Here is a 6,873-nt window from a genome sequence, read left to right as displayed (position 1 = left end):
GTCAGGTTGAAGCCGTGCGTCTGTTCGAACGCCTGGATCGTCCCGCCGGCTGCCGTGCCGACCCGGAACGCGCGGCCCACGAGCGCAGGCGGCGCAGCTCGCTGCCCCTCGCCGAATGCACCGTCGCCGCCGAGCTTGCGCCACACCCGCTCGGCTTCCTCGCGCAGATTGATGCGCAACAGCAGCGGCGCAAACTGGCTGGTGAACAGAACGATGGTGACCAGGCCGAACAGGTAGCTCACGCTATACGCGGTCACGATGTTGGCCTGCAAACGCAGCGTCTCTGCGTCGCTGAAGCCGAGCTTGGCAATCGCCTCTGACGCCGTGCCGATCACGGCCGACTCCGTCGCGGCGCCGGCCAGCAAGCCCGCCGCCGTGCCGGCGTCGAGCCGCATCACGAAGACCGCGATCATGATGAGCACCAGTACCGGTACGATCTCGACTACCGACAGCAAGCCATAGCGCCAACCGCGGCCAATGTTGGCGAAGAACTGCGGGCCGCCGGTGAAACCCAGCGCGAAGATGAACAGCGCAAATGCAATGTTCTTCAGATCGGGGGTAAGCCGCGCGCCCGTCTGACCCAATAACAAGGCCACGATCAACGTACCGCAGACGCCCCCGAGTTGAATTGGTCCCACGCGAAACGAACCAATGAAATATCCGATTGCAAGGCTTGCGAACAGCGCGATCTCCGGTTGAGATCTCAGCAATTCACCGATCATATTGGCTCGCCGATTTACGGTTTATCAGCAGAAAGTCGAAAAAATCTCTCTGGAATTTGAAGCGAATTCGATCCGAGCCGCCATGACTCAGAAATAACGCATCCGGCATAACCGGATTCCATTGAATGGAAACTTTATGGCAATGGCATGACGCTCTTGGCGTCAAAAAAGACATGCCGCAATACAGCGACGACAGCGAAATACTTTTCAGCAAGCTCGAGAGTCACGCATTCCTCGCGAAGTTGTCTAACCTATTGAAAAAGACATCCCATGGTGATGGCCGGTTTTCAGCACGATATGTTCATGCTTTTTTGAGACTTCTTTTTTAATAAATATTGTAGTTCGGCATCGCTGTCAATATGATTTTCAATTGCAGCCGGTTCCGCTTCGCAAAAGATGATCTTTAGTAAAGGTCGAATTGATTTTCTGATCGTGCTTCGCAAGCGGCGGTCATTACCCTATAAGGCCGATATACTGACCTGCCCGCATGCCGTGCCGTGAATCGGCATTCATCACGCCGGTACGCTTCCTTCGGAGCCATTCATGCGCCTGATCCTGTTCAGCAGCCGCCAATATGACAGCGACACGTTCGCCGAGGCCAACAGCGCGCATCGCTATGAACTGCACTTCCAGGAATCGCACCTCGATGTCGAAACCGCGATCCTCGCGCGGGGCTATGACGTGGTATGCCCGTTCGTCAACGACATCGTCGACGCAGCCGTCATGGAACGTCTCCATGCCGGCGGCACACGCATGATCGCGTTGCGCTCGGCGGGCTTCAATCACATCGACCTGGCCGCAGCCGAACGTCTCGGCATGACGGTTGCGCGGGTGCCGGCCTACTCGCCGCACCGGTTGCCGAACATGCGGTCGGTCTGATTCTCGCGCTGAACCGGCGCTTGCCGCGCGCGGTTGCGCGCACACGTGAAGGCGATTTCTCGCTGCATGGGCTGCTCGGCTTCGACCTGCACGGCAAGACTGCGGGTGTGATCGGCACCGGTATGATCGGCCGCGTGTTCGGCCGCATCATGGCGGGCTTCGGCATGCAGGTGCTCGCCCATGATCCCGGCACGCCGGCGGAAGATCTGCTCGCGCTCGGCGCGCGCTACGTGCCGCTCGACACGCTGCTGGCTGAAAGCGACGTCGTCAGCCTGCATTGTCCGTTGGTGCCCGGCACATACCATCTGATCGACGGGCCCGCGCTCGCGAAAATGAAGCGTGGCGCGATGCTGATCAATACCGGGCGCGGCGGTCTTGTCGAAAGCAATGCGCTGATCGGCGCATTGAAGGACGGCCAGCTCGGCCATCTCGGGCTCGACGTGTACGAGGAAGAAGGCGGCCTTTTTTTCGAGGACCATTCGAACCTGCCATTGCAGGACGACGTGCTGGCCCGTCTGTTGATGTTCCCGAACGTGATCGTCACCGCGCACCAGGCATTCTTCACGCGCGAGGCGATGAACGAGATCGCGCAAACCACGCTCGACAACGTCGCGGCATGGCAGGCCGGCACGCCGCGCAATGTCGTGCAGGCGCGAAGCTAGGTGTTGCCGCCGCCATCCACCGTGGTCGGGCGAATCGCCGTGCGGGCGTCGTCCGCTGCGCCGCACATCTCGCGCAGCAAACCCGCCTCGCGCTCGTGCACTTCCACCGGAAACCAGCGCGCACCCGCATCGGCCAGATAGCGCGCGCGATGCTGCCCATTGCGAAACGCCACCACGCCTTCGCGCTCGAGACCGAACCAGCCCAGCAGACCCGGCGCGCGACGCGTCGAGATCGTCACGTACGGCATCTGCGGAATGCGCGGATTGTCCGGGTCGAGAAACTCGCGAATGCCACGCACCTTGCCCGAATGCCATTCGGCGACGGGCTTCAACACGTAATCGGTGTTGTCGCGATCCGCGCATTCCAGCAGCTTGCGCGCATCGACCATGACCACTTGATGGCGCGTGCCGTCAGTCACGAAGACGCGTTTCAGGCGCACATGGTCGTACCATGGATGCTCATGCAGAGGCACGATCCAGACCGTCTCGGCATTGGCCGTCGCGGCTGCGGGCGATAAATTGGACAAGGGCAAAGGCGGGCTCGATAAGCTAGCTAAAAAACGCCAGCGCGTTAAAAGAGCGCTAACGCTACGAGCCGATTGTGAAAGATGCATGACAACCAACGGTATTAGTCACACTGCATGAGCATCCGGCATGAGCGGCAAGACGCGAACCTTTACGGATACCACAATGATAGTCACACAGAATCTCAATGAACACGTGCGTATCGAAGCCAACGAGGACACCGGCGTCGTCACGATCGTGCTCGAACGGCCCATGCAGCGCAATGCCGTCGACCGTCCTACCGCGGAAGCGCTCAACGCCGCGTTCCGTCGCTTCGAAGCGGAGCCGGCGTGGCGCGCGGCCGTGCTGTTCGGCGCGGGCGGCACCTTCTGCGCCGGCGCGGATCTCACGGCACTCGCCGACGAGACCCGCCGCAATGAACTGCACGCCGACGGCAGCGGTCCCGGCCCGATGGGACCGACACGCATGAGCTTCAGCAAACCGGTGATCGCCGCGATTGCCGGATACGCGGTCGCGGGCGGTCTCGAACTGGCCGCGATGTGCGATCTGCGCGTCGTCGAAGAAGATGCCGTGCTCGGCGTGTTCTGCCGGCGCGTCGGGATTCCGCTGATCGATGGCGGCACGATCCGCTTGCCGCGCCTGATCGGGCTGTCGCGAGCGCTCGACCTGATTCTGACCGGCCGCGCGGTGGGGGCGCAGGAAGCGCTCGGCTTCGGTCTCGCCAACCGCGTCGTGCGCAAGGGCGAGGCCCGCTCGGCGGCAGAACAGTTGGCCGCCGAACTGGCCGCCTTTCCGCAGGCGGCGCTGCTGGCCGACCGCCGCTCCGCGTTGGAAAACAGCACACTCGAAGATCTCGCCCTGGCGCTGCGGCGCGAAGGCGCCGGCGGCTTTCAGGCGGTATTCGACGAGGGCGTTGCAGGCGCCGCACGTTTCGCCGAAGGCGCCGGCCGTCACGGCAACACCTTCAAGTCAGACGAAAGCAAGCAATAAGACAGCGCCATTCCGCTGGGAGGCGTACTTCCAGGCGCACTCCCGAGCGTGTTTCCAAGCGCGCTCCAAGGCGGCTTTCAGCAAAAAACAACAGCCGGTTTGACGCTCAGCAAGGGTGTTTTGACTTAGGTAGAATCCCCTACTGTTTTCCCCTCGCATGGCGCATGCGTTCTCGCCCCGAAAAATGCGCGCCTGCCGCACGACGCTTCCCGTCGCGCCGATTCACGCTCCGTCACCATGCCTTTACCCCTGCTCGCCCTTGCCGTTGCCGCTTTTGGAATCGGTACCACTGAATTCGTGATCATGGGGCTGCTGCCCAATGTCGCGCGCGATCTGTCCGTGTCGATCCCGGCGGCCGGCATGCTGGTGTCGGCTTATGCGCTCGGCGTCACCATCGGCGCGCCGATCGTCGCGATCGCCGTGGCCAACATGCCGCGCAAGAAGGCATTGATGAGCCTGATCGGCGTCTTTATCGTCGGCAATCTGCTGTGCGCGATCGCGCCGGGCTACGCGGTGCTAATGGCCGCGCGCATCGTCACGGCGTTTTGCCATGGCGCGTTCTTCGGCATCGGTTCGGTGGTCGCGGCCGGCCTGGTCGCGCCGAACCGCCGCGCGCAGGCCATTGCGCTGATGTTCACCGGCTTGACGCTCGCCAACGTGCTCGGCGTGCCGCTCGGCACAGCGCTCGGCCAGGCGGTCGGCTGGCGCGCAACTTTCTGGGCGGTCACCGGCATCGGCATTCTCGCTGCACTCGCGCTCGCGGTATGCCTGCCGGCGAAGATCGAGATGCAGAAGGCGAGCCTCGTGCGCGAATTCAGCGTGCTGAAGAACCCGCAAGTGCTGATGGTGCTCGGCATCAGCGTGCTCGCGTCGGCCAGCCTGTTTTCCACCTTCACCTACATCACGCCGATTCTCGAAGACGTGAGCGGTTTCACGCCGCACGCGGTCACGTTCGTGCTGTTGCTGTTCGGCCTCGGCTTGACGGTGGGCAGCACACTCGGCGGCAAGCTCGCGGACTGGCGGCTGATGCCCTCGCTGGTCGCGTTTCTGCTGGCGATCGTCGTGATTCTGACCATTTTCGCCGGCACGATGCACGCTGAGATCCCTGCGATGATCACGATCTTCGTGTGGGGCATTCTGGCCTTCGCGATCGTGCCGCCGCTGCAAATGCTGATCGTCGACCGCGCGAGCCATGCGCCGAATCTGGCGTCGACCCTGAATCAAGGCGCGTTCAACCTCGGCAATGCAACGGGCGCGTGGCTCGGCGGCATGGCGATCGGCGCAGGCGCGCCGCTCACCACGTTGCCGTGGGTTGGCGTGGCAACTTCGATCGGTGCGCTTGCGCTGACGCTGTGGTCGGTGTCGATCGACCGGCGCGCACAACGGATGGCAGTGGCCGGGTAGGTTTGAATACAGCCGCAGTCGCTCCTAAGGCAACGGCCGCATCGCCGAACGCGGCGCGCGTTCGCGCTCGCGCTCGGCGAGGTTTTACCCAATCCGCACACAGGTGCGAATGACTCGAGGCCGTAGTAGCATCTCGGCCGATGAAAGTCATCTTCACACGCGATTTCCTCGCGCTGATCCTGAGTGTCGCCGTCGTCGGACTCGGCAGCGGCGCCACGCTGCCCCTCACAGCCCTCGCGCTGACGCAAGCCGGCTATGGCACCGACGTGGTCGGACTCCTGACCGCCGCGCAAGCCGGTGGCGGCCTGATCGTCGTGCCGCTGGCCGGTTGGGTCGCGGCGCACTTCGGCGGCCGTCAGGTGATCGTCGGCGCCGTACTGACGGTTGCGCTCGCCACTGCGCTGATGCAACTCACCTCGAACCTATGGCTCTGGGCGGTGTTGCGCGTACTCTGCGGCGCCGCGCTGATGCTGCTCTTCACGATCAGCGAAGCATGGGTCAACCAGCTCGCCGACGACGCCACCCGCGGCCAGGTCGTCGCGATCTACGCGACCAACTTCACGCTATTTCAGATGTCGGGCCCGGTGCTGGTGAGCCAGATCGCCGACTTCATGCACTGGCGTTTCCTGATTTGCGGCACGCTCTTCCTGCTGGCTTTGCCGGCGCTCGCCAGCATCCGCAAGACGCCGCAAGCGTCGGGGGACGAACACGCGGCGCACGGCAGCTGGCGCCATGTGCTGCCGCAGATGCCCGCTCTCGTGATCGGCACGGGCTTTTTCGCGTTATTCGACACGATCGCGCTGTCGCTGCTGCCGCTCTTCGCGATGGCGCACGGCATCACGAGTGAGGTGGCCGTGCTGTTCGCGTCGGCCCTGCTGCTCGGCGACACGACGCTGCAGTTTCCGATCGGCTGGCTCGCCGACCGGCTTGGCCGCGAACGCGTGCATATCGGTTGCGGTGTGATCGTGGTGGTGCTGCTGCCGTTGCTGCCTTGGGCGATTAATTCGCCGTGGCTGTGCTGGCCTCTGCTGTACGTGCTCGGCGCGACGGCTGGAGCGATCTATACGCTGTCGATGGTCGCCTGCGGCGAGCGTTTTCGCGGTGTTGCACTGGTGTCGGCGAGTTCGCTGGCGGGGGCGTCGTGGAGCGCGGCCAGTTTTGGTGGGCCGCTGGTGGCCGGCGCGCTGATGAAGGGTGTCGGCAATGATGCGATGGTGGGCGTGTTGCTCGTCGCTGCGCTTGCGTTTCTTGTTGCTGTTTGGTGGGAAAGGCGGCGTGCGCCGATGCGGGTTGTCGGCTCGTGAGTCTTGTTGCCGTCTGCGGCGGTGGGCTTTCTTTACTTAGATGCTATGTGGGAGGGCAGCGACAGAAAGCCCGACTGGAGTAAAACGAGGATTCCAACACCCGTTTTCCGAGAGGAGTACGCAAATGAATGCGCCTCGCACGGCCCTTCATGGCCAGGATACAACCATCACCGGATCGCTGTATGTCGCCTTCGAACTGGGTGACAAGAGCTGGAAGCTCTCGCTGGGCGATGGGGTGCGCGCGCCGAGCCGCTGCACGGTGGCCGCCGGCGATACGGCCGCAGTCTTCACGGCGATTGCGAAGGCCAAGGCGCGCTGTCATCTGGCCGCCGATGCTCCGGTGTGCAGCTGTTATGAAGCCGGGCGTGACGGCTTCTGGCTGCACCG

General features: G+C 63.3%; 5 protein-coding genes and 2 pseudogenes. 5 read left to right on the top strand and 2 right to left on the bottom strand.

Features of this window, described 5'->3' with window-relative positions; all coding sequences use genetic code 11:
• On the bottom strand, window positions 1-722 hold a 722-nt coding region (locus GNZ13_RS43590; RefSeq protein ID WP_456238733.1), incomplete at its 3' end, for an aspartate-alanine antiporter-like transporter.
• Window positions 723-1,265: 543 nt separating this feature from the next.
• On the opposite strand from GNZ13_RS43590, the pseudogene GNZ13_RS43585 reads away from it, so the two are divergent.
• Window positions 1,266-2,263: pseudogene (locus GNZ13_RS43585) on the top strand (2-hydroxyacid dehydrogenase).
• On the opposite strand, the gene GNZ13_RS43580 reads toward GNZ13_RS43585, so the two are convergent.
• The gene (locus tag GNZ13_RS43580) at window positions 2,260-2,877 is read right to left on the bottom strand and encodes a plasmid fertility inhibition factor family protein (protein WP_172176683.1); all 618 of its coding nucleotides are present in this window, start codon (window positions 2,875-2,877) and stop codon (window positions 2,260-2,262) included. The pseudogene GNZ13_RS43585 and the gene GNZ13_RS43580 overlap by 4 nt on opposite strands.
• A 76-nt stretch (window positions 2,878-2,953) precedes the next feature.
• Between GNZ13_RS43580 and GNZ13_RS43575 the strand changes: the two genes are divergently transcribed.
• The 4 genes and pseudogenes from GNZ13_RS43575 to GNZ13_RS43560 form a co-directional block, all read left to right on the top strand.
• Window positions 2,954-3,778 carry a crotonase/enoyl-CoA hydratase family protein gene (locus GNZ13_RS43575; protein WP_172176681.1) on the top strand — a complete coding sequence of 275 codons (825 nt, stop codon included), beginning with the start codon at window positions 2,954-2,956 and terminating at the stop codon, window positions 3,776-3,778.
• 237 nt (window positions 3,779-4,015) lie between these two features.
• Window positions 4,016-5,182, top strand: coding sequence for an MFS transporter (locus GNZ13_RS43570; protein WP_172176679.1), 1,167 nt, complete (start codon window positions 4,016-4,018; stop codon window positions 5,180-5,182).
• Between the two features lie 140 nt (window positions 5,183-5,322).
• Window positions 5,323-6,486: an MFS transporter gene (locus tag GNZ13_RS43565; protein WP_172176677.1), complete on the top strand. Its 1,164-nt coding sequence runs from the start codon at window positions 5,323-5,325 to the stop codon at window positions 6,484-6,486.
• A 124-nt stretch (window positions 6,487-6,610) separates the two neighbouring features.
• A pseudogene (locus GNZ13_RS43560) lies at window positions 6,611-6,873 on the top strand (IS110 family transposase); the annotation flags it as partial.

The organism is Paraburkholderia elongata (assembly GCF_013177735.1).
GTDB lineage: Bacteria > Pseudomonadota > Gammaproteobacteria > Burkholderiales > Burkholderiaceae > Paraburkholderia > Paraburkholderia elongata.
The sequence above is the reverse complement of the archived record's forward strand: the minus strand, read 5'-3'. Positions and strand labels throughout refer to the sequence as shown.

What these genes read in the sequence shown, in the direction of transcription:
- GNZ13_RS43570 (WP_172176679.1), top strand. Translation starts at nt 4,016, where the DNA reads ATGCCTTTACCCCTGCTCGCCCTTGCCGTTGCCGCTTTTGGAATCGGT.
- GNZ13_RS43575 (WP_172176681.1), top strand. Translation starts at nt 2,954, where the DNA reads ATGATAGTCACACAGAATCTCAATGAACACGTGCGTATCGAAGCCAAC.
- GNZ13_RS43580 (WP_172176683.1), bottom strand. Translation starts at nt 2,877, where the DNA reads ATGCATCTTTCACAATCGGCTCGTAGCGTTAGCGCTCTTTTAACGCGC.
- GNZ13_RS43565 (WP_172176677.1), top strand. Translation starts at nt 5,323, where the DNA reads ATGAAAGTCATCTTCACACGCGATTTCCTCGCGCTGATCCTGAGTGTC.